General features: G+C 68.4%; 16 protein-coding genes and 1 pseudogene. 12 read left to right on the top strand and 5 right to left on the bottom strand.

Going from position 1 to position 21,274, the window contains the following annotated elements; translation table 11 throughout:
• Positions 1 to 682: 682 nt before the first annotated feature.
• The 5 genes from WMF12_RS34445 to WMF12_RS34425 all read left to right on the top strand — a co-directional run bounded on the left by WMF12_RS34445 (position 683) and on the right by WMF12_RS34425 (position 8,811).
• A complete protein-coding gene (locus WMF12_RS34445; RefSeq protein ID WP_437852234.1) occupies positions 683 to 3,130 on the top strand; it encodes a family 43 glycosylhydrolase in 2,448 nt (815 codons plus the stop codon).
• Between the two features lie 905 nt (positions 3,131 to 4,035).
• The gene (locus WMF12_RS34440; RefSeq protein WP_437852233.1) at positions 4,036 to 5,343 is read left to right on the top strand and encodes an ABC transporter substrate-binding protein; all 1,308 of its coding nucleotides are present in this window, start codon (positions 4,036 to 4,038) and stop codon (positions 5,341 to 5,343) included.
• Positions 5,344 to 5,417: 74 nt separating this feature from the next.
• Positions 5,418 to 6,548, top strand: coding sequence for a substrate-binding domain-containing protein (locus WMF12_RS34435; protein WP_437852232.1), 1,131 nt, complete (start codon positions 5,418 to 5,420; stop codon positions 6,546 to 6,548).
• Between the two features lie 366 nt (positions 6,549 to 6,914).
• Entirely contained in the window at positions 6,915 to 8,417 is a 1,503-nt protein-coding gene (locus WMF12_RS34430) for a hypothetical protein (RefSeq protein ID WP_437852231.1), read from the top strand.
• A 211-nt stretch (positions 8,418 to 8,628) separates the two neighbouring features.
• Entirely contained in the window at positions 8,629 to 8,811 is a 183-nt protein-coding gene (locus WMF12_RS34425) for a hypothetical protein (protein ID WP_437852230.1), read from the top strand.
• 452 nt (positions 8,812 to 9,263) lie between these two features.
• On the opposite strand, the gene WMF12_RS34420 is transcribed toward WMF12_RS34425, so the two are convergent.
• Together WMF12_RS34420 and WMF12_RS34415 are read right to left on the bottom strand one after the other, a co-directional pair.
• The gene (locus WMF12_RS34420; RefSeq protein WP_437852229.1) at positions 9,264 to 10,028 is read right to left on the bottom strand and encodes a DUF899 domain-containing protein; all 765 of its coding nucleotides are present in this window, start codon (positions 10,026 to 10,028) and stop codon (positions 9,264 to 9,266) included.
• A 303-nt stretch (positions 10,029 to 10,331) separates the two neighbouring features.
• On the bottom strand, positions 10,332 to 11,030 hold the full coding sequence (locus WMF12_RS34415; protein WP_437852228.1) for a crotonase/enoyl-CoA hydratase family protein: 699 nt from the start codon (positions 11,028 to 11,030) through the stop codon (positions 10,332 to 10,334).
• Positions 11,031 to 11,069: 39 nt separating this feature from the next.
• On the opposite strand from WMF12_RS34415, the gene WMF12_RS34410 reads away from it, so the two are divergent.
• Entirely contained in the window at positions 11,070 to 11,516 is a 447-nt protein-coding gene (locus WMF12_RS34410; RefSeq protein ID WP_437852227.1) for a transposase, read from the top strand.
• Here WMF12_RS34410 and WMF12_RS34405 read toward each other — a convergent pair.
• A complete protein-coding gene (locus WMF12_RS34405) occupies positions 11,481 to 12,128 on the bottom strand; it encodes a TetR family transcriptional regulator (RefSeq protein WP_437852226.1) in 648 nt (215 codons plus the stop codon). The genes WMF12_RS34410 and WMF12_RS34405 overlap by 36 nt on opposite strands.
• Before the next feature lie 95 nt (positions 12,129 to 12,223).
• Between WMF12_RS34405 and WMF12_RS34400 the strand changes: the two genes are divergently transcribed.
• The gene (locus WMF12_RS34400) at positions 12,224 to 13,069 is read left to right on the top strand and encodes an SDR family oxidoreductase (protein WP_437852225.1); all 846 of its coding nucleotides are present in this window, start codon (positions 12,224 to 12,226) and stop codon (positions 13,067 to 13,069) included.
• 613 nt (positions 13,070 to 13,682) lie between these two features.
• Here WMF12_RS34400 and WMF12_RS34395 read toward each other — a convergent pair.
• A complete protein-coding gene (locus WMF12_RS34395; RefSeq protein WP_437852224.1) occupies positions 13,683 to 14,045 on the bottom strand; it encodes a hypothetical protein in 363 nt (120 codons plus the stop codon).
• A 68-nt stretch (positions 14,046 to 14,113) separates the two neighbouring features.
• Between WMF12_RS34395 and WMF12_RS34390 the strand changes: the two genes are divergently transcribed.
• Positions 14,114 to 14,917, top strand: a complete 804-nt coding sequence (locus tag WMF12_RS34390; protein ID WP_437740928.1) for a class I SAM-dependent methyltransferase — start codon at positions 14,114 to 14,116, stop codon at positions 14,915 to 14,917.
• Positions 14,918 to 15,211: 294 nt separating this feature from the next.
• A complete protein-coding gene (locus tag WMF12_RS34385; RefSeq protein ID WP_437852223.1) occupies positions 15,212 to 15,787 on the top strand; it encodes a choice-of-anchor X domain-containing protein in 576 nt (191 codons plus the stop codon).
• Between the two features lie 174 nt (positions 15,788 to 15,961).
• On the opposite strand, the gene WMF12_RS34380 is transcribed toward WMF12_RS34385, so the two are convergent.
• Positions 15,962 to 16,381, bottom strand: coding sequence for a peptidase inhibitor family I36 protein (locus tag WMF12_RS34380; protein ID WP_437740923.1), 420 nt, complete (start codon positions 16,379 to 16,381; stop codon positions 15,962 to 15,964).
• Positions 16,382 to 16,901: 520 nt separating this feature from the next.
• Here WMF12_RS34380 and WMF12_RS34375 point away from each other — a divergent pair.
• From WMF12_RS34375 to WMF12_RS34365, 3 genes and pseudogenes are all read left to right on the top strand, one after another.
• Positions 16,902 to 17,525, top strand: a pseudogene (locus WMF12_RS34375) (alpha/beta hydrolase); the annotation flags it as partial.
• A gap of 96 nt (positions 17,526 to 17,621) precedes the next feature.
• Positions 17,622 to 18,401 carry a class I SAM-dependent methyltransferase gene (locus WMF12_RS34370; protein WP_437873918.1) on the top strand — a complete coding sequence of 260 codons (780 nt, stop codon included), beginning with the start codon at positions 17,622 to 17,624 and terminating at the stop codon, positions 18,399 to 18,401.
• A gap of 761 nt (positions 18,402 to 19,162) precedes the next feature.
• Positions 19,163 to 21,121, top strand: coding sequence for a LamG domain-containing protein (locus WMF12_RS34365; RefSeq protein WP_437852222.1), 1,959 nt, complete (start codon positions 19,163 to 19,165; stop codon positions 21,119 to 21,121).
• Positions 21,122 to 21,274: the final 153 nt, after the last annotated feature.

Here is a 21,274-nt window from a genome sequence, read left to right as displayed (position 1 = left end):
TGATCCAGGCAAGCGGTGGCATCAAGGGCGCCGGGTGGGCGCGCGCCGGGTCGCGATCGGCTGCGATCTCGCCTCGACGCTGGTCGTCGCCTCGATCCCGCTGCTGTACCACGCTGGCCTGCTGGGCTTCCCCCTGTTGCTGGCCCTCGTCGCCGTCGCCAGCGCGCTGCGTGGACCGGGTGACGCCGCCAAGCAAGCGCTCGTGCCGGCGCTCGTGGCCAGCGCCGGGGTGCGCATGAGCGTGCGACCGGCCTCGCGTCCACGGTCGAGCTGTCCGAGAGGCCGCCGAGATCTCCTGGCGGGGAGACGGTCCTCCACGGGCTGGTTCGCTGGTGGCACCGCGAGCTGCGCTGCCCTTCATCCCAGATTCCGTGCGTCACCGCGTTCGCCCACATCAGCGCTGGTCGGGGCCAATCCGGCTCGTGGAGACCGTCGGGCGTGGAGGGAGTGGAGCACTGGCCAGGTGGCAGCGACTTCGATAACTACTTATCGAGCAGAGGCCGCTCCGCCGCACCGGCCAGCCGGACGACCTCGCGCCCGTCGCGAGGGAAATTGACACCCGTCGTGTGAGCGTTCACAGTGCGCCCGCGCTCGTCCTTTCGATCTGAAGACTGCACGGGTCGTCATGCGCACCCGCCAGAGATCCTTGTAGCCGGGATTGGCGACCAGAACGACTCAGGACATGACCATGAGAAAATACAGCGCTTTCATCACGGCGACGATCCTGATCGGGTCTCTGCCCATCTCCTGCGTAGAGGACGAGCGGGTAGAGCCCGTGGCGTATCCCCTGACCATCGAGGCGAAGGGGGACGGGACGACCGATCCGCCGCCTGGAACCTACCTGCACAGGGCCGGCACCGTGGTGACCGTGACCGCCAGACCCGCGCCGAGCGCCGACTTCGCGGGATGGAGCGGAGCGGCGAGCGAGGCGGACGACGTCGTGGAGATCACGGTGGACGGGAACAAGACCGTGACCGCCGCCTTCGAGACAGCGACCTGGTCGAACGAGCCCCAGTCCACCTACCTCAACCCGATCCTGCCCGGCGATCACCCGGACATGAACATCTATATCGAGGGGGACGATTTCTACATCACCGGCTCCAGCTTCAACATCTCACCCAACGTCGAGATCCTGCACTCGCGGGACCTCATCCGCTGGGAGCGCGTGTCGCGCGTCGTCGATCCGGCGTGGTCCGGCCTGGAGACCTCTACCTCGGCGGGGGGCGGGACGTGGGGCGGCTTCATCGTCAAGACCGACGCCGGCTACCGGGTCTACTTCGCCGTCAACTTCAACCAGTACTTCGCGGAGGCCGAGAGCCTGGCAGGGCCCTGGGGAGAGCCCGTCCACGTGGAGCCTGTGGGCCCCTACACGCCGCCTGGAGAGGACCCGGAGCTCGTGTCGTTCGACCGCGGGACCGGCTACGACGACTCGGTGTTCGTCGATGACGACGGGACCACATACCTGGTCGTGAAGGCCGGGCAGTGCAAATGGAACGGAGCGACGGGCGGCGAGGAGAACAACTTCGGCGTCAACCTCCTCCAGAAGATCGATCTCGAGACAGGGCAGCTCAGCGGCGAGTCCATCGATCTAAGCTTCGTCAACTGGAACGTGGAGAACGGGGGGTGCGGTGATCCCGCGGCCGACCCTGACAACGCGGTCGAAGAAAACTGGGCCGAGGGGCCCACGATGACGAAGCGCAACGGCTTCTACTATTACTTCGATTCGACCCACACGGGGTGCGGCGGCGAGCAGTACGGGTGGCGCTCGGCCACGCTGAGCAGCAATCCCGACGACTGGACGCCGCTGGGCAGCGTCCTCACGGGCGAGGCCCCGTTCAGCGGCGCGCAGCACAGCACCGCGCCGTTCCAGATCGCCGACGGGACGTGGTGGGTCTTCTCCCACTCGTACGAGTGCGACAACAACTGGCGTGGCCTGGGACGGCAGGGGTTGCTCAGCCAGGTGACGTGGATCGACGACGAGAGCGGCGCCGGGGTCCCGGTCGTGAACGGCCGTCTTGGCGAGCCGGCGCCGGCTCCGGCGCTGCCGCCCAGCGACATCCCGTTCCTGCTGCCCGTCAACGACGAGTTCACCGGGGACGAGCTCGCGCCGGCCTGGACTTTTTACGGCAACATGCCGTCCGATCGCTACTCGGTCACCGATCGCGCCGGGTGGCTCCGGCTCAAGCCGGCAGCGGACGAGACGCGGTGGGTGGTCCAGAAGGACGCGTTGCACCAGAAGGCGATGATCGTGAGGATGGACTTCGCCCCCGAGGCGGAGGGCGACGCGGCTGGCGTTCGCCTGGGCAACGCCGTCCCGGAGCAGGATCTCACGGCGTTTGGGACCTGGGCCAAAGCCATCAGCCAGGAGGTGTCGGTGGCGCGCGTCCGGGCGGACGGCGACGACCGGATCCGCTTCTCGTTCCGGTCGGTCGTCCCTGTCCTGAACGCCGACGAGAGCGCCTATGAATCGGTGGACGCGACAGAGATCGGCTTCGATGCCCCGGCGCCGGCCGAGCGCACCCTCTGGCTGAAGCTGGTGCACGGCAAGGACCACGAGGCCACCGGCTGGTTCAGCACGGACCGTCTGACCTGGACCCAGGTGGGCGAGCCGATCGATATAAGCGCGCTCGAGGACTACGACACGGTCAACACAGGCTGGGTCGGCAGCCAGGCCGGCGTCTTTGCCAGGAGCGCGAGCGCTGACTTCGACCTGTTCACCTACCGCGACGGCTTCACCGCGATCGTGGCCGCGGAGCCGGACCAGGAGTCCGGCACCGAGGTTGTGTCGAGCCAGTCGGCAGGGCCGGTGCTGGGCGGCCTGGAGGACGGCGACTGGGCCATGTACGGCAGCGTCGATCTGGGCAGCGGCGGCGTGGCGTCGGCCGAGATCGAGCTGCAGGCCTCCAGCGCGAAGGGCGGCGCCGTCGAGGTATGGCTCGACCCGCTGGCGGGCGGCCGCCGCGTCGCGACCTGCGATGTCCCCGCCACCGGCGGCTGGGAGACCTGGACGACCGTGACATGCAAGGTGAGCGCCGCCGGCTCCCACGAGGTCTACCTGAGGGCAAAGGGCGGCTCTGGCGAGCTGCTGCGCCTCGCGTCGCTCCGCTTCGTGCCTGGGAAGAACGGATGAGCTCAGCGTAATGTAGACAATATACCACATCCGAGTGAACTCGCTGGATCCGCTGATTTTTGTAGGCGGATCAGTGGATCGTACTCTTGTACATTATGTCGACTGCCGGTCGTTGAACGAAGCCGCCTTCGGCGGCAGCTTCCTTCGCCCACGTCGACCGGGTAGGCTGCCGTAGCTGGCCGCGCGTAGGCGGTGATGCCCAGCCGACTCTCTTCCCATGCCGGCGGGGAGGGGGCACTGGACGAGCCACGTGGCAGGTCCTTGGGTGTCGACGGCTTCCGCAAACCACGACGGGAATACTGCCGCGGATTTTTTGGTACCCGCCCGGGTGCCCCGCTTGAGGTCTGCCCGCAGATCCCGCTGCTTCAGCAACTTCCCCGTATGTAAGAGCAAGGCGCATGCCGGTACTGGACCGGGCCTGGCTGCCCGGGCGGCGCGCGACGTGAGGATGGGCGTGCTGCCGCTGCTGGGCGAGGTGTGGACCTAGCTCCGTGGCTGGTCCACCGCATCTGCGGCGCGCCGGGTCGGTGAGCCGGGCGGGCAGGGCCGTCCGGCGGATCGCATCCGTATTTGCTGCTCACCTCGCCTGCCCGACACAGCGCTCCTCTCCCTCGCCGCGCTCAGGGTCCCTCCGTCCTCGCGCATGCGCTCACCTCTCGGCCTGACAGCCGCGATCCACGGACAAACATCGCGATGCATGAGAACCGGCATTGGCCGGTGTGTTCTGTATTGCATCGACGTGTGAGTCTCCGCTCCAAGACTCGTCGCTTGCGCTCATGTGCCCTTGACAGAACGAAGCTCGATATGATGGCGTATCCCGCGGGGGAAGAATGTACTTTCGGATGCTTGCCGCGCCGCATCGCCGCCGTCGAGCGGGCGTGTGCTCCGCGCCTCGCCGGCGGCGCATGCGCTGGCTGGAGACCGGGCTGGTCCTGGGGCTCGCGTCCCTCTTCTCCGCCTCATGCGCGCGGGAAGAACCCCATCACCCCGAGAATGCGATCGTCCTCGGGGCGCTCCTGCCCTTCTCCGGCAGCGAGTCGGCCATCGGCCGCAACCTCGAGCAAGCGATGTTGCTCGCGGTCCAGGATCTGAACGCCGCGGGGGGGCTCGACGGGAGACCGTTCCACCTCCGGAGCCGAGACAGCCACTCCAGCTCGGAGCGCGGGCTCGAGGAGCTGCTCAAGCTGCTCTACACGGATCAGGTCCGCTACCTGATCGGGCCGGAAGAGAACGGGCTCGCCCGCGAGATCGCGCGGGAGGTGAAGGCGCTCGACGTGTTCCACATGCTGCCGGGCTATGCCGCGCCCACCGTCGCGCGCAGCGACGCGATGGGAGGCTGGATGCGGCTCGCCCCCTCCTCGTTCGACGTCGGTTGCACGCTGGCGCGCATCGCCTTCGACGAGGGCATCGAGACCGTGAACAGCCTGGCCGCGGGGGACGACTACAACACCACCGTCAGCAGCGAGTTCACGACCCACTTCGCGGCGCTCGGGGGGAGGATCCTCCCCTCGGTGACGTTCACGTCAGGCCAGCAAACGTATGCGAGCAAGATCGAGTCCGCCTTCGGCGCGAACGCCGGCCGGACGCTCCTGGCCTCGTATCCCAGCACCGGCTCGATCATCGTGACCGAATGGGCCGTCTCCGGGCGGCCGGGCACCTGGTTCCTCGGCCCTGCGCTGCGCACCGAGGTGCTCCTCGCCAACATCCCGACAGGCTCACTCGACGGATACGTCGGGGTCTCGCCGTCGCTCAGCGTGCGGAGCGAGTGCCGCACGATGGCCGAGGGCCAGCAGGTGGTCGGCTGCACGACCGAGAACGCCGCCGCCTTCATCGGGCACTTCTCCAGCTTCTGGGACGGCGAGGCGCCGCTGCCCGCGGCGCACTTCTATTACGACGGGGTCGTCCTCATCGCGATGGGCCTCGCGTACGCCCAGGCGAAGAGCGGGGCGATCCCGACCTCCGGACACGATCTGCACGAGGTCATCCGCGAGCTCAACGACCCGGCCCACGAGGCGGCCTCGTGGCGCGACCTCCCGGCGGCGATGACCAAGCTTCGCGCGGGTATCCCGCTCCGCTACGTCGGCGCGGCCGCCGAGTACGAATTCGATGAGTACGGGGCGAACAGGCATTACTTCATGCAGCTGTGGACCGTCGACGGCGACGACTTTGTCGATCTCGCCCCAGTCGCCGTCAGCTGCTTCGGCGGGCGATGAGGCCGCCGCGCGATAGAGATTCACGCGAGGTTGCTGCGTACGATAGGACGAACCACGGAGCATAAGGGGGTATCATGAACAGGATTGGACGACGCTGGGTGGCGGCCTTCGGGCTCGCGCTGATGACGGCGGGATGCGGATCGGGCGACACCACCGGCGAGGGCGAGCAAGCCTCGCCCATCAAGCGCGCGCCGACGCCCAGGAGCGAGTTCACGGCGAAGGAGATCGAGGCGACGCTCGACGCGCTCGTCGCCGAGATCAACAAGGGCGCCATCGAGCCCATGCAGATGGCGATCCTGCTGAAGGCGCTCGGCGGGTTCTTCACGCCGATCACCACGGGGGCGAACCGAGCCATGGGCGAGCTCGGGGCCACGGGGAACGTGGTCGGGCCCAGCGGACAGGGGAGCGATCACCAGCAGAGGGCGGAGGCCCAGGGGGAGCAGATTGGACAGGCGGTGGCGGACGGCGCCGAAGGGATCGGTGTCTCGCCCTTCGGCGACGCCATCGCGGCCGGCATCGATGAGGCCGTCGCCGGCGGGGTTCCTGTGGTGACGCTCGACACCGACGCGAAGGACTCGAAGCGTTCCATCTATGTCGGAACCATCAGCGAGTCCGCCGGCGTCACGGCGGGAGAGACCCTGCTCGCGTTGCTGCCCCCGGCGCCGGGCACGGTGGTGATCCACGGCGCCGACGACCCGTCCTGGGTCGACGGGATGAATCGAATGCTGGGGGCTCGGCGCGTCCTCGAGGGCGCCGATTACACGGTCGTGGTGCGTCCGATCACCTGGTCCCCGGAGGGGGACGTCGCTGACGTCGAAGCGATGAAAGCCCAGATCGAGACCGCGGACCCGCCCGTCGTGGGGTTGCTCGGCCTGCACAACGTCTCGTACCGGTGCGCGATGGCCACGGAGGCCGCGGGCGCGACGGAGCTCCCCGTCGTCGCCTTCGACTTCGAGCCGAAGACCGTCGAGTACATGCGCCAGGGGCTCATCAAGGCGACGCACGCCCAGCGGCAGTATTACGCGGGGTACCTCGTGCCCTACATCCTCTACGGCATCAAGATCGTCGGTCTCGACGCGACCAAGGCGATCCTCGCCCCTCGGATGGTCGACGAGAGCCGGCTCAACGTCGGCCTCGACGTGGTCGCGTGGGACAAGATCGACGAGTACAACGCCTTCCTCGATTCGATCGGCGTGACTCAGTAGCGCGGTGCCGTAGCACGAGGAAGACCACGAGCCCTCTGCGCGCCACGTCGTCAAGGTCGACTGGCGCACGCTGCTCGCCGCGCTCACGGGGATCGACCTGTCCGTCTGTCCTCGCTGCGGTCAGGCTGCGATGGCTCGCCGCCCGCTGCCGTCGTGCGCACGACGGGTCCGGTTCGAGCGAACCCGGCGCAACTTGCGCAAGACCACCTCAACCTGATCCCGCGTTTGGCGGAAAAGCCTGGCTCATCCCGCTGGCACGCCGCTTGACATGCGGCCAGCGCGCGGCCGCGCGGCGGGCCCTTGGGGGTGCGCGCGCAGCCGCCTCGCCGGCACCGACCGGGCCGGCACGAAAGGACGCGTTTGCCTATGCAGACCTTCGGCAAATATCTCGCCCTCGCCCTCGGCGGCGCCGCGATCGTCGTCGCGTGCAGCGCTTCGCCCGACGCCGATCCGCCCGAATTCCTCGAGCCGTATAGCGCTGCAGCCAAATGCGAGGATTGCGAACCGCCGCCCCCCCCCGAGTGCACGCCCAGCTGTGCGGGCAAGGTGTGCGGGGCGTCCGACGGCTGCGGCTGGAAGTGCAGCACCGGCTCCTGCCCGGCGGGCACGACCTGCGGCGGCGGCGGCGTGGCCTACCAGTGTGGGTGCACGCCCCAGTGCTCGGGCAAGACGTGCGGGGCGCCCGACGGCTGCGGCGGCATCTGCACCGGCGGCTCGTGCCCGGCGGGCCAGGCGTGCGGCGCGTCGGGCGTGCCGGGCCAGTGCGCGACGCTGCCGGTTGGGCAGGGGGTCGAGTGCTTCGTGTTCAACGACGGCGCCACCGAGTTGGCCGGGCCGACGCAGGCGCTCTACTTCCAGCGTGACGGCAAGGTGTGCATGCCCGACGGCACCCCGGGCGGCACCTGCCGCAAGTGGTTCGGCAACTGCCGCACCACCGACCCGAGCCACACGCCGGTGCTCTTCTCGGTCTTCAACGACGGCAGGGCCGACATGACGAGCCCGTCGGGTGCGGTGTACCTGACGTCGAACCTCAAGGCGTGCATACCCGACGGCACCCCGACCGGCACCTGCCGCGAGTGGTTCGGCGCCGCAACGCTGCCCGACGGGCGCCCGATCGAGTGCCGTCTGTTCGAGGACGGCGGCGCGCAGAAGACCAAGGTCACGGACGACGACATGTTCATGAGCGGCCTCCCGGAGGTCTGCTTCGACAACGGCACCGGGTACACGTACGGCAAGTGCCGCAAGTGGTTCGGCGAGTGCATGGTGGCCGGCTGCGGCGACGGCGCGTGCAACAACGGCGAGACGCCGTCGAGCTGTCCGTCCGACTGCAAGTGCGGCGACGGGATCTGCAACGGCAACGAGTGGTGTGGCAACTGCGCGACCGACTGCGGCTCGTGCTGCGGCAACCACGCCTGCGAGCCTAGCCTCGGCGAGAGTTGCAGCACGTGCTCGACCGACTGCGGCTCGTGCTGCGGCAACGGCGTCTGTGACAACAACGAGACGTGCGACAGCTGCTCGAAAGACTGCGGCGCGTGCGCTCCGAAGACGTGCTCGGGGCAGACGGCCGGGTCGGGGGCGCAGCACTTTGCTGTGGGCGTCGAAGAAGTCTATACGGTGGGCGGCGCACAAGTCGTCGGCTGCCTGGTCGCGACCCCGGTGTACCTCGCCAACTCGCTGGGCGAGGCCGAGCTGTGCGGGCATAACGCCTACCCCGGCTACAACATCACCACGAGCGGCACGCCCGCGCAGTACGTCTACCACAGCGACCCGACCTACTGCACCGCCTACTATCCTTATGCGACGTCGTCGTCGAAGGCGGCCTGGTGCGGGTGGGCGCATGGCTACCCGTACGAAGGCCCTTGCCCCTGAAGCGCCGGTAGGGCGCCCGCGCGGCGCCCTGCGGGCCGGCATCGTCGAGGGCGTCGGGGGAGCGGTGGTCGACCCCGGCGACCGCGAAATCCCGTGCTGACGCGCGACGCTGCGGGGGCCCCATCCACGGCAGGGGAGACCCTGCTCGCGATGCTGCCTCCGGCGCCGGGTACGGTGGTGATCCACGGCACCACCGATCCGACCTGGGCCGATGGCATTGCTCGAACTCAGGCTGCCGAGGGCGTGTTCACATGTCCAGCGGCAGTACTGTACGGGGTACCTCGGGCCCTACATCGTCTACGGCATCAAGGCCATCGGCCTCGACGCGACCAAAGGGGCCCCGCTCATCGCGTCGGGGCTCCTCGATCCGCCGGGCGCGGCCGCCGCGAAGTGAGCGCGTAAGCGCAAGGAGGGCAATGCCCGTCGTGAGGACGAGCAGGATGCGCGCGCCGGCCGAGCCGGGGTCGATCACCTCCGCGGCGCGCGGAGGCGTGGGCGCGTCAACGCCTCTTCTTGCAACCCCCGTAGCGTTCGACGCTCGCAATGGCTGGCGGATTGGCGAAGTACGTCGCGTCGTATCCGCCTGTGATGAGGACCGAGCCGTCTTGCAGGGGCGTCGCGGTGTGGAAGCCCCTCGGGATCGGGTCGTCGATCGCGGTCCAGGTATCCGCTCCTCGGCGGCTGCGATCCCACCCGCGAGATCTCGCTCGATCTCGAGCGCGCGGGGTTCGATACATCAGGCCTGCGCCGGGTCGAGCTCCCGCTCCCGCGCCTGGCGCGCGCCGGGGTCATCGGCGCGGCTGTCCGGGGATAAACCAGGGGTACGATGTTCACTCGCGCCTTGGCTCAACGCTGGTCGTACTCGTCGTGGCGGCGGAACCAGATGCCCGTCTCGTTGCGCCCTTTGGGTGCGCGGTCGAGCCACTGGTACATTCCCCAGAGACCGTCCAATCCGCGCGCATAGGCGGAATAGGTGTGGTAGAGGACGCCGTCCTTGAGCACGAACGCGCTCAGGCCCGGCCTGTCGAGCGAGTAGGTGGGCGCGTCGGTCCCGGTCATGGCCGCGGACTGGGCGACGGGCAGCGGGACCGGTGTCGCGTCCATCGCGTGGCCGGCGCGCTCGAAGTTGTATTCGACGGTCCCCTCGCGCTGTTGCTCCTCGGTGAACGCGACGTTGAAGTCGAAGTTGAAGCGGCCGTCGCCCGATGACGCCCAGGGGAACGTCCACCCCATCCGCCGCTTGTACGCCAAGAGCTTCGCGAGCGGCGCCCGCGACACCGCCGAAAGCGTGACGTCGTGGTTCGCCAGGTGGACGGCGATGCCGTTGAACCCGTCCGCGATCGCCGAGCAGGACACACAGCCCGCCTTGTAGTCGGGCCCGAACATGAAATGGTAGACGATGAGCTGCGAGCGCCCTCGGAAGAGCTCTGCCAGCGAGGCGCTGCCTTCCTCGGTCTCGAATCGGTACTCCTTGTCGACCCGGACCCACGGCAGCTCCTGACGCCGCCGCGAAAGCTCGTCGCTGCGCCGCGTGAGCTCCTTCTCCGCCTTGAGCAGCTCGAGCCGCGCGGCCAGCCACTCTTCACGTGTCCCGGTGATGTGCGTCGTCATCGCTCTTCTCTCCCTTGGGTGTCCATCGTCGCTCGTACCGTTCTCGATACGACGTGCTGGTTTTTGGTCGTGAGAGATGTAGGACCGGGCATCGAGCCGCGGGAGTAACAAGTGTGTCGGGATTGCACGCGACGGCGGACACGGGCTGCGGCAGGCGCGGGAGAGCTTCGAGGCGAGCGCGGCAGAGGGCAGGGGCTACGTGGAGCTCAAGGGCGCGACGCACTTTCTCCACGGGCACCGTCAGGCGGCGGCGGGCCTGATCGCCTGACGTGATGGACCGTCGGCGTCGCCAGGCAGGGCATCTCACCTTTGAATGAGGTGTTTCAAATCGTCCTGGAGCGTCGCGTGGACGTGCGCGATCGTCTTGCCGCGGAGGCGCGCCTTCGTCGCCTCGAACGCCGGACGTGCGAGGCTCGAGAGCTTCTCCGCTTCCTCCTTGGCCCGCGCGAGCACCGCCTCGGGGGGCACCAACGCATCGAGATACCCCACGCGTACGGCCTCGTCTGGAGCGTAGATCTGCGCCATCAGCGTCGCTCGCGCGAGCTCCGTGCGCGCGAGGCGATCACGCGCGAGAGCCATCGCCAGGACGGGCACCGGGATCCCGATCGCGACCTCGTTCAGGCCGATGCGAAACGCACCTTCGGCCCCGATCCGAACGTCGCCAGTGAGGAGGAGGAGCGCGCCGCCTGCGAGAGCATGGCCGGTGCACGCGATGACGAGCGGGAGGGTCGCCCCGTACAGCTTCATGAGGAGATCGGCGCCGCGCCCGAGCAGCGCCGCCGCGGCCTCCGGACGGCTCGTCATCACGCGCAGATCGAAGCCGGCGCAGAACCGATCCGGCCGGCCGGCGACGACCATCGCGCTCGCCTCCTCTTCGGCCCTCGAGAGGGCCCCGAGCAGAGCATCGATCATCGGCTCGGACAGGGCGTTCGCCTTGCCGTCGTCCATGCGGACGACCGCGGTAGTGCCTTCGAGCGTGTAGGTCAGGAGGTCGGTTGCCATGGCGACCACTCTAACACCACTGTGTCGCGACCGAGCGGGATGAGCCGATGTTGCCCCCAGGAATGTCCCGGAAGTCTGGAGCCTTTCTGCGGACCGGAGCTTGCCGCCCCGCGGGCGCGATGCAGCCTGGTGTGCCGTGGAGTACACGAGAGCAAGGTCGACTTGGCGCTCGGCATGATCGAGCGCGCCGTGCGCGACGGGATCCCCGGCGACATCGCGCTCGCCGACGCCTTCTACGGCAACGCCCATGAGTTCCGGGAGACCGTGCGCCAGCGTGGTGTAGACAATACACCACAGCCGAGTGAACTCGTTGGATCTGTTGATTTTTATAGGCGGATCAGTGGATCGTACTTTTGTACATTATGTCGACTGCCGGTGGTTGGCGGGAAATTCTTGACAGGTCGGATGGCTTTGCGCGGGCTATCCTCACGGGTGACTGACGAGACGAGCTCAGCGCTTTCGTGGCCGCGCGCCGTAGTCGCGTAGTCCCTCCGCGATCCGATCGAAGGCGTCGTGGATCGCCTCGTCCGTCTTCGCGGCGCTTCGACGCTTGCCGTCGGGCCAGCCGATGACGTCGTAGAACGCGAGACGGCCGAGCAGCCCGAGCACCCCCGCGACGACGAACGGCGTCGCATCGTCCCTTGCTGCGCCCGTCTCGACCGCGAGCAACGCGGCGAGCTTCTCCTCGTGGCGCCGCAAGCCGTCGCGCCAACGGGCCTGCACGCTCGGCGCACTGCCGATGATGGTACGGAACGCCTGACGTCGCTCGGCGGGCACGGCTCTCATGCGGCTCGCCGTGGCGAGCGTGTGCTTCCGGACGGCATCGAGCACCGACTCGCCGGGCGCGCGCGTCTCGATCTCGCGAAGCAAGTCGGCGTCGAGCCCTTCGCCGTCGCCGAGGACCAGGTCTTCTTTGGTCGGGAAGTAGTTGAAGACGGTCTTCGTCGAGACGTTCGCTTCCACGGCGACGTCCGCGACCGTCACCGCATCGAAGCCGCGCTCTGCGAAGAGCCGCAGCGCAACCTCCGCGATGGCGCGACGCGTCGCGGCCTTCTTCCGATCTCGCAGCCCGAGCTCATCCGACACGTTCACCTCCACGAGTCAATCGTACCTTGACAGCAAACTTACTGTCACTATAACAATTCGACCACCGCGCTTCAAGGGAACCGCGCGGCCAGAAAGGCTCTAGCAAGATGATCCTCGTCTCGGGTGCAACGGGAACGATCGGACGGGCGATGGTACGCCAGCTGAAGGCGCGAGGGGCTCCATTCCGAGCGATGGTGCGCAGCGCCGAGAAGGGGGCGTCCCTCGCGTGCGACGTCGTGGTCGGCGACTTCGATCGGCCGGAAACGCTCTCGCTCGCGATGGCGGGCATCGACGCGCTCTTTCTCAACGGGCCGGCAGGCGAGAAGTTGGTCCGCCAGCAGACGGCTGCGATCGAAGCCGCGTGCGCCGCGGGCGTGAAGCGCATCGTGAAGATCTCGTCGCGCGGCGCGGACGCGAGCTCCGACGTCGGGATAGCGCGCGCGCACGGCGTCGCGGAGCAGGTGCTCGCGTCGTCCGGCGTCGAGTGGTCGGTGCTGCGGCCCGGCACGTTCATGCAGAACCTGCTTCGTAACGCGGGGACGATCCGGAGCGAAGGCAAGATCTTCGGGGCCTACAAGGACGGGCGCATCTCGTTCGTCGACTGCGAGGACATCGCGGAGTGCGGCATCGAGCTGCTGGTCGGCGCGGGGCACGCGGGCAAGATCTACACGCTGTCCGGCCCCGAGGGCGTGACCTTCGGCGAGATCGCCGCGAAGCTCTCGCGCGTGCTCGAGAAGCCGGTGACTTACGTCGATCTCCCGCCCGAGCAGATGGTGGCAGGCATGAAGGCGAGTGGAATGCCGGCGCCGTTTGCCGAGCTGATGGTGAAGCTGATGGTCGCGTTCTCGACCGGCGGTGGCGCGCAGACGACAGGGGCGGTGCGCGATCTCATCGGACGCCCGGCGCGCAGCTTCGATCAGTTCCTCGCGGACAACGTCGCTTCGTTTCGCTGAGAAATCCGTGCGCGGTACGCGGGCTGCGCGTGGCATGGTGCGCGAATGCGCCGATCGATCGTTCCGTTCGCGAGCTCGCCCCTCGGCGCCACGCTCGCGTCGTGTGGGCCGCCCCCGTCGATGGTGCATTACGCGGGCGCGACGTCGCGCTACGGCGTTCAGCTCTTCGCCGAAGGCAACACGCTCGCGATCCTGCGTGCGGCGTACGCGAGCGTCGCGGACGTCGGGGCGGACGCCTCGGCCCGCCCATCGCGGGGGAGCGGACCGCGCCGTCCGTCGCATGCGCGAACGGCTCCGAGGGCTTTTGCCGCTTTCGCCGAGCGCGCTCGGCGCGAGCGGCGAGAGCCCGCGGCGCCGTGGGGTGCGACCTCGCCTATCCCATATGCGACGAGCTTCATGGGGACGGCGACGATTCGGCAAGGTCCTTCGAACGGGCGACTAGGACAACGATGGGTTAATCGATCTGGCGGTGCCGGCGCCTGGAAAGAGCCACACGGTCGCGGTGAGCCATGAAGGTATGGTCCTCGCGCTCACCAGCGGAGCCGCCAGCGTGGTGTAGACAATATACCACAGCCGAGTGAACTCGTTGGAACTGTTGATTTTTGTAGGCGGATCAGTGGATCGTACTTTTGTGCATTATGTCGACTGCCGGTCGTTGAACGAAGCCGCCTTCGGCGGCAGCTTCCTTCGCCCAGATCACGGCCATGGCGGCGCCGGCCGCGAGCGCCAGACCGAGGAGCGCGCCCTTGCGCCCTGCGCGCGGCGGTTGCCCTGGGTTGCTCCACGAGCTCACCGTGGGGGCCGTCTCCACGGACGCCGCGACGTGCGGCATGGACAGGCGCGCTCCGGCGCCCTGCGCGCTGCCCGTCGTCGCGCCGGGCGGGTGGAGCGTGATGCCGGGCTGGCTGTACGACGGCAGCCCGGTGCCCGGGAGGCCGAGCACGCGGCGCGCCCGCTCGACGTACACGTGGTACACGTGGCCTCCGGGCGGGCGGCCGAGCGCGGTCCTTGAAGCGCCGCGGCGGCGCCCCCATCATCGCGGCCGTGCGACGTGTACAGCTCGTGGAGCTCGAGGATCTCCCCTGGATGCCGGCCGCGATCCGCGACGGCGGCACCGACCTGCTCGACTTCGGCGTCGATCGCATGGGCTTCTACCGTGGCGTCGTGCCGAAGCTCGCCGCGCTCCTCGACCGGACGTCCCGCGCCGAGGTCGTCGACGTGTGCTCGGGCGGCGGCGGCGGCGCGCTCCAGGCGATCCGCGCCCTCCGCAGCGAGCGGCGCGTGGACGTCCGGTTCACCCTGACCGATCGGTACCCGAACGAGGCGGGCCGCGCGCGCGTGGCCGCGCTCGCCGACCCGAAGGTCGTCTACCGCGCGGAGCCGGTCGACGCTCTCGCGGTCCCGCCCGAGCTCGACGGCCTTCGCACGATGTGGGGCGCGCTGCACCACTTCCCGCCCGAGGCCGTGACGGCGCTCGTCGCCTCGATCGTCCGCGACGGCAAGCCCTTCGGCTTCTTCGACCTTGCGGCGTCGCCGATGTTGCGGCGGATGCCGGTCGTGTTCGCGCCGCTCGCGATGGGGTTCAACATGGCGGTGCTCTTCGCGGGCTCGCTCGCCGCGATGCCCTTCGTGCGCCCGCGGCGGGCGTCGCGTTTCGCGCTCACGTACGTCGCCCCGCTGATCCCGGCGCTCTTCGCGTGGGACGGCACGGTCTCCGCGCTGCGCGCCTACACGCCCGACGAGCTCCTCTCGATCGCGCGCTCGGTGCCCGGGAGCGACGGGTACGCGTGGGACGCGGGGGTCTCCGGATCGGCGCTCTACTTCACGGGATGCCGGCGGGGGGCGTGACGGGGCTCATTTTCCCGCGGTGCATCCCGCTCATGCCGCCTTCGCATTGGAAGGGCAGCGCCCCGCGACCTAGATGGCTCGACATGCCACCGTGCTGCGCAGGAGCGCAGCGCGACATGGCGCAACCCGGAGATCATGAAGATGGCTTGGTTCGACGTCATCCATCGAAGTTCCGCCTGAGATGCCGCAGGACGGCGAGATCTTGCTGATTCAACGCGACCGGCGAGGGCTCCGCGAGGGCCGCTCTCCGCCGGCCTGCTCGGCGGCTGCGCCGGCGAGCCCGCACCCCTCGAGATGCCGGGGTCCGGCGACGTCCTGTCGGGCCAGGAGGCCCTGGTCGCCGGCGACCTCACGGGGCTGGAGCACGCGTGGGAGACGATCCCGAGCGTGGTGCGCAGCGACGGCTCGGAGGAGTTCGTGCTGGAGGCCGACCCCGTGGACGGCGTGGTGAGCGTCGAGCTCACCGGGCTCGCGATCCAGCTCGAGGGCCCCGGCGACCTGACCCTGCGCGACGACGGCCTGGGCGCCGATCGCGTCGCCGGAGACGGCATCTTCTCGGTCGGGCCGTTCCGCTTCGATCCCACGCCTTCGTTTCCGCTCCCCTCTCATTACGAGTCGAGCCCGGACAGCCCGGCTGGCCTCTATGCCCTCGATGTCGGCACGCTGGTGATGACGAAAGCAACGGGCGAGACCGTGGAATTCTTCATCCACCCTCAGGTCGGAGCGCTCGCTCCGAGCATCCCGGCTGCGCCGCGGCGGACTCTGAGCCCGAAGTACCGCGCGGGGTCGCACCTGGTCGAGGTGCGGAACGCCCGCGCCGACAGCCAGCGTGATGTAGACAATATACCACAGCCGAGTGAACTCGTTTGATCTGTTGGTTTTTGTAGGCGGATCAGTGGATCGTACTTTTGTACATTATGTCGACTGCCCGTCGTTGGCGGGAAATTCTTGACAGGTCGGATGGCTTTGCGCGGGCTATCCTCCGCCCCCCGGGCGCGTCAGGCGATGGCCGCGATGCCCATCGCCTTTCGCCCGATCATGGCGTCAGAAGACGTAGACGCTCTTGGGGATGAACGGCAGCGGGCTCAGGCCGCTCTCCGCGTAGATGGGGTACGGGTAGCCGATGCAGTCCTCGTTCTGGAACATCGCGGCGCCGACGCCGTTGGTGTTGTAGGCAGAGTGTGCCCTTCCCTCCCAGCCGTGCTCCGGAAGGTTGACGCACGTGCCCACCTGCGGGTCCAGCGCCCGGACGTTGAAGATTTCCCCGCCGTAGTCCTCCTCCTCGAAGAGGCAGAGGACGCTGTCGAACGGGCAGGGAACGGGGTCCTCCTCCTGCGCCGAGGCTACCTCGGGAAGGAGCAGGCCTGCCCCCGCGAGGAGGCCGGCGCCCACCAGGGCACGCAAGCCCAGGGAGCGGGACGGAGTGAAACGACGGAGGTTCTGAACGTACTCGAGCCAGTGCATGTGTACTCCTCCTCCTGCCCACCCATGGGCAGGTACTGCGGAGCCACCAAGCGCCCGAGGCTATTCACGCATTCCCGGCCTTCTGCTGTTGTTGACAGGATGTGACATGAAAAGCACGCGGGCTCGCATGTTCCTGGAAATCTCTCGTCCTGACGGATGGCGGCTTCATCGACATGGAAGCCCTCGGCAAAGACTCACCATGTATGCCAGAAGGGGCGGCGCGTGAACTTCTACAGGCTCATCCGCTTCACCGGCCGCACGAAGCACGGCCTTTTCGTCCCACGCGCATCCCCGAGCGCCAGCCCGCGTTGGTGGCCCGCGCGGTTCTGCTTTTCGTGATCCGGCCGGCTCGTCCTAGCCTCAGATTCGGCGCTGGCTCCTCAACCGACCCTGCAATTCCACCCGGTCGGGGTGACGGGTTCGCCCACGCGCGCGGGGGCGCTGCCCGTTTTCGATTCGTGCTTGGCCTCGAATGGATTCGGCGGCATGATGCCGGCATGAGGATCGCGTTCATGACAGGATGCATGTCCGAGCGGAGCAGCGACGCTTGAGCACGTTCGTGTTGATCCACGGCGGCGGCGACGTCGGTTGGTACTGGCACCGGGTCGAGGCCGAGCTGCGCGCGCGCGGGCACGATGTCGTCGCGCCCGACCTCCCGGGGGACGACGACTCGCTCGAGCTGGACGACTACGCAGATGCGGTGGTCGCGGCGGTGGCCGATCGCAGGGATCTGGTCGTCGTTGCTCATTCGTTCGGCGGATTCACCGCACCGCTCGTCGCCGTCCGGCTCCCGGTCGACGCCCTGGTGTTCGTGGCCGGCATGGTCCCGTCCCCGGGCGAGGCGCCCGGGGACTGGTGGGTCAGGACCGGCTATCGAAAGGCAGTGGAGGAGCAAGCCGCGCGCGACGGCGGCGCGACCGGCAACCAGGATCCGTACGTCTCCTTTTACCACGACGTGCCGCGCGAGCTGGCCGCGCAGGCGCTGAGCAAGGAGCGGGCGCACCCGTCGGCGGCATGCACCGCTTCGCCCTGGCCGCTCGAAGCGCTGCCGGACGTGCCGACCCATTTCGTCCTCTGCACCGAGGATCGCTTCTTCCCCCCCGGCTTCCTCCGGCGCACGGTTGCGGATCGCCTCGGCGTTGTCCCGGACGAGATCGCGGCGGGCCACTGCGTGGCGTTGAGTCGTCCGAAGGAGCTGGCCGACATCCTGGAAGGCTATACGAAGAAACTTCGTCCGCGGCTGCGGTGGGCCGATCACTATGACGCGGAGCTGCGGGCTCACGACGAGCGACTGCGCGCGGCGATGGTCGTCGACCAGGCAGACCGCATACTCGACATCGGCTGTGGGAGCGGCCAGACCACGCTTGACGCCGCTCGGGCCGCGACGTTGGGAAGCGCGCTGGGCGTAGACATCTCCGAGGAGATGCTGGAGCGCGCCCGCCGCCGCAGCGCCGAGGAAGGTGTTTCCAATGTTGCCTTCGATCGGGGCGACGCGCAGATTCATCCATTTTCGCCGGCGCATTTCGACCTGATCATCAGCCGGTTCGGCACCATGTTCTTCGCCGATCCAGTCGCGGCGTTCTCCCACGTCGCGCGCGCGGCGCGGCCAGGAGCGCGCCTCGTCATGTTGGTCTGGCAGGGTGAGGAGCAGAACGAATGGGCGACGGCGTTCCGTCAGGCGCTGACCGACGGTGCCGCGGTAGCGCCGGCGTCTGGGCCAAATCCGTTCTCGATGGCCGATCCGGATGTGGTCCGTTCCATCCTCGACGCGTCCGGCTTCGTCGAGGTCGGTGTCGCCGACGTGCGCGAACCCGTCTACTACGGACCTGACGCAGGAGCCGCGCTCGACCTCGTGCTCGACATGAGGCGGCACAGGGACCTGCTCGCGCGGCTGGACGCAGCCACTGCGCAGCGCGCGCTCGTCAGGTTACGCGAGACGCTCGCCGCACACGAAACTAGCAAAGGCGTACTGTTCGACTCGCGCGCCTGGCTGGTCACGGCCCGCCGCGCGCCGGCGTAGCGTTACTTGGGGAGATCGGTCGCCTCGGCACGAGCAGCGTGAACCGCCGGCCGAGGGCGCGGTCGCCGGGGACCTGAGGTCGCGCAGGTCGACGGCGGGCGGGGAAGGGGACGACGCGGGCGCGGCGGCGTCCGCGAGGGCCCGGCGCGGGGCGAGCGCGGCAGCGCAGAGGGTCAGGAAGAGGCGCCGGGGGAAGAGCATGCCGGCAGTATCGCAGCTCGTCGGCTCCCGGCGAGCGCGCATGCGACGAGCACCCTCGCCGGGGGCCTATCGCTTTGTTTTTATCCAAGTCGCCTTCATCGACGACGCGATCGAACGGCACGCACGGAGGACGCCGGCCGCGTCGTCGGAGATCCGAGATGAATTGATTGCATGAGGATCATGATGCTTATGAATTGGAGCTTGGCTGTTTGAGCATTGAGTGATGACGTCCTGGGGCAGAGTGTGTAAATGTTTGTTAAGGCTGTCAAAATCGTGCTCCAGGTGAATTGGAATGTTGAGCTGAGCTGCTACGTCCGCTAAACGTTGGGTCGCTAGAGGCTGCTCCGAGCGCGAGCTGCCAGATGGAAGCGCTTGAATTCGGCGCGACCGCGCCTGGTATTTGCCCGCGGCGCAAGGGCCGGGCAGTCGAGCCTCGTCAACGCCTTTCTGGGCGTTCATGCCAGGGTCGGCAAGTGACGAGCGGCTGGTCTCGCGTCTTCAAGATCGAGGTCTGCAGGACGCGAGCTCGGGGCTCTCGGCGGAACACAACAGGGGTCATTATGCGCTTTCTCGATCAGCACATTTCCCGATGGATGGTGGCCGGCCTGCTCCTCGCGGGGTGCAGCGCCAGCGACACCGACGCGGAGGTCATCGACACCGCGACCCAGGGGCTGGCTTCGGCCATCAGCTTCTGGCGGATGAACGACTGCGATCCGAGCAGCACGGCGCTGGCGGATTCGACCTTCTCGGCCTTCCACGCCACGCGATCCGCCTCGAGCGCGTGCGTGGACCGCCCGGATGGGCTCAAGGCGGTGGCGCTCGACGCGGAGGGGGAGCGGATCACGACGCCCGTCGCGGCGGCGTACGAGTTCGGTACCCGCTTCGCGGTCGCGGCCTGGATCAACCCGACCAGCATCGACTTCAGCACGGTCCGCACCATCTTCCGCCAGGGGAGCGGCAGCAGCGACATCATCGCGTTCCAGATCGGGCACGGCACGCTGGAGCTCAGCCTGAACGTCAAGATTCCCGGATCGAGCACGCTTGTGAACATCCGCGGCGCGGCCTTCGGGCACAGCCTGTCGCCCGGGTGGATGCATGTCGGCGCCACGTACGACGGCCTGGCGATCCGGCTCTTCATCAACGGCCAGCTCGTGAGCACGACCAGCTTCGGCTTCTCGAGCCCGACGCCCATCAACGGCTCGCCCCTCTCGCTGGAGATCGGCGGGGCTCCCCCCCAGAACGGCAGCTCCCGTCAGTTCCTCGGGGCCATCGACGACGTCTGGGTGTCGAGCCAGCCGGTTACGACCGCCGACATGAGCGAGCTCTTCTCGCTGCCGTCCTGCCCCGAGGTGGACGAGAACAAGGAGCTCTTGATCAGGGATCTCGCGGTGGTCGAGGATCCGGTCAGGACCACGGGCGACGGCGTCTGGACGTTCAAGCACCTGATGGAGGCCATGGCGCCCACCCCGGCCCAGGCGCCCGTCATGGTCGAGCAGATGTTCCAGAGCTGGCTCTCGGACCAGACCATGAACACCCACGTCGTCCCCGCGCGGACGGGGATCCAGTCGCTCGTGCTCGATCCCTGGCCCAGGGTCGACGGGGCGCTCGACCTGTCGCGCGCCCCGATCCGGCTCCTCGCCATCGTGAATCGGCTGGATCTCAGGAAGCTCGCCGACGGCAAGGCGGGTGAGGGCCGGTTCGTGTTCGGGGTGACCGACAGCAGCGGGAGCCCGCTGCAGTTCACGATCATCCTGGAGTATCGCCTGCCGGCGACCACCGAGGCAGAGGTGCTCGACTGGGCGAACCTCTGGCACGAGCTGAACGCGCTCTCCCTCGGCTCGGCGGACTACAACGCGAAGCTGGCCGAGATCACCGAGCGGTTCGCTGGGAGCAACGCGGAGCCCGGCCGCGTGAACGGCAGCGCGCTGTCGCAGCTCCGGACGAACGAGATCGCCCTGGCCAGCCCCTGGGAGCTGCGCGAGTTCACCCTGTCGCCGGCCACGGGGTTCCTGCAGCCCGACACGGTGAAGCTGACGCCCGACACGAGCTTCATGGGGCAATCGATCGTCGCCGACTTCATCAACCAGAACGAGGCGTCCATCCTGACCGAGACGCACACCGTGCCCGAGGTCTTCCAGGGTGTCAGCTTCCTCGGCGGCAGCTCCATCAACGACTTCCCCCGCCCGCCCTGGAACGCCCCCGGGATCACCAACAACGAGGCTCGCCACAAGTTCTCGTTGAACGCTTGCAACGGTTGCCACGGCGTGGAGGCGCAGACCGTCTTCCTCCACATCAGCCCGCGCTTCGCTGGCGTCCAGGCCGACATCTCGGCCTTCCTGGAAGGCACCGACGTGCTGGACCCGGTCGACGGCGTCACCGTCCGGCACCTCGACGATCTCGAGCGCCGGGCGACCGACATGGAGCAGCTGCTCTGCGCGCAGCCGGGACCCGCCGCGTTCCGGGGCACGTCCGGGGCGAGCAGCTCCTTCATCGCCAAGGGCATCGATCGCGTGCACTGAGGCGCGCAGCGCAGCAGCTCAAGAGCGCCGGGCCGCCCGGCCCCGGAGAGGGTGTTCGCCGCGCGGGGCAGGTGCCGTAGACCAAGGCGCGGAAGCGGAGCTGTCGGCGTTTGTTGAGCAGATCCCGGCCGAGCTTGCCGAAGCGAAAACCCA

This window comes from Sorangium sp. So ce363 (assembly GCF_051520435.1).
Taxonomy (GTDB): Bacteria; Myxococcota_A; Polyangia; order Polyangiales; family Polyangiaceae; genus Sorangium; species Sorangium cellulosum_B.
This window is presented reverse-complemented; position numbering and strand designations above follow the sequence as displayed.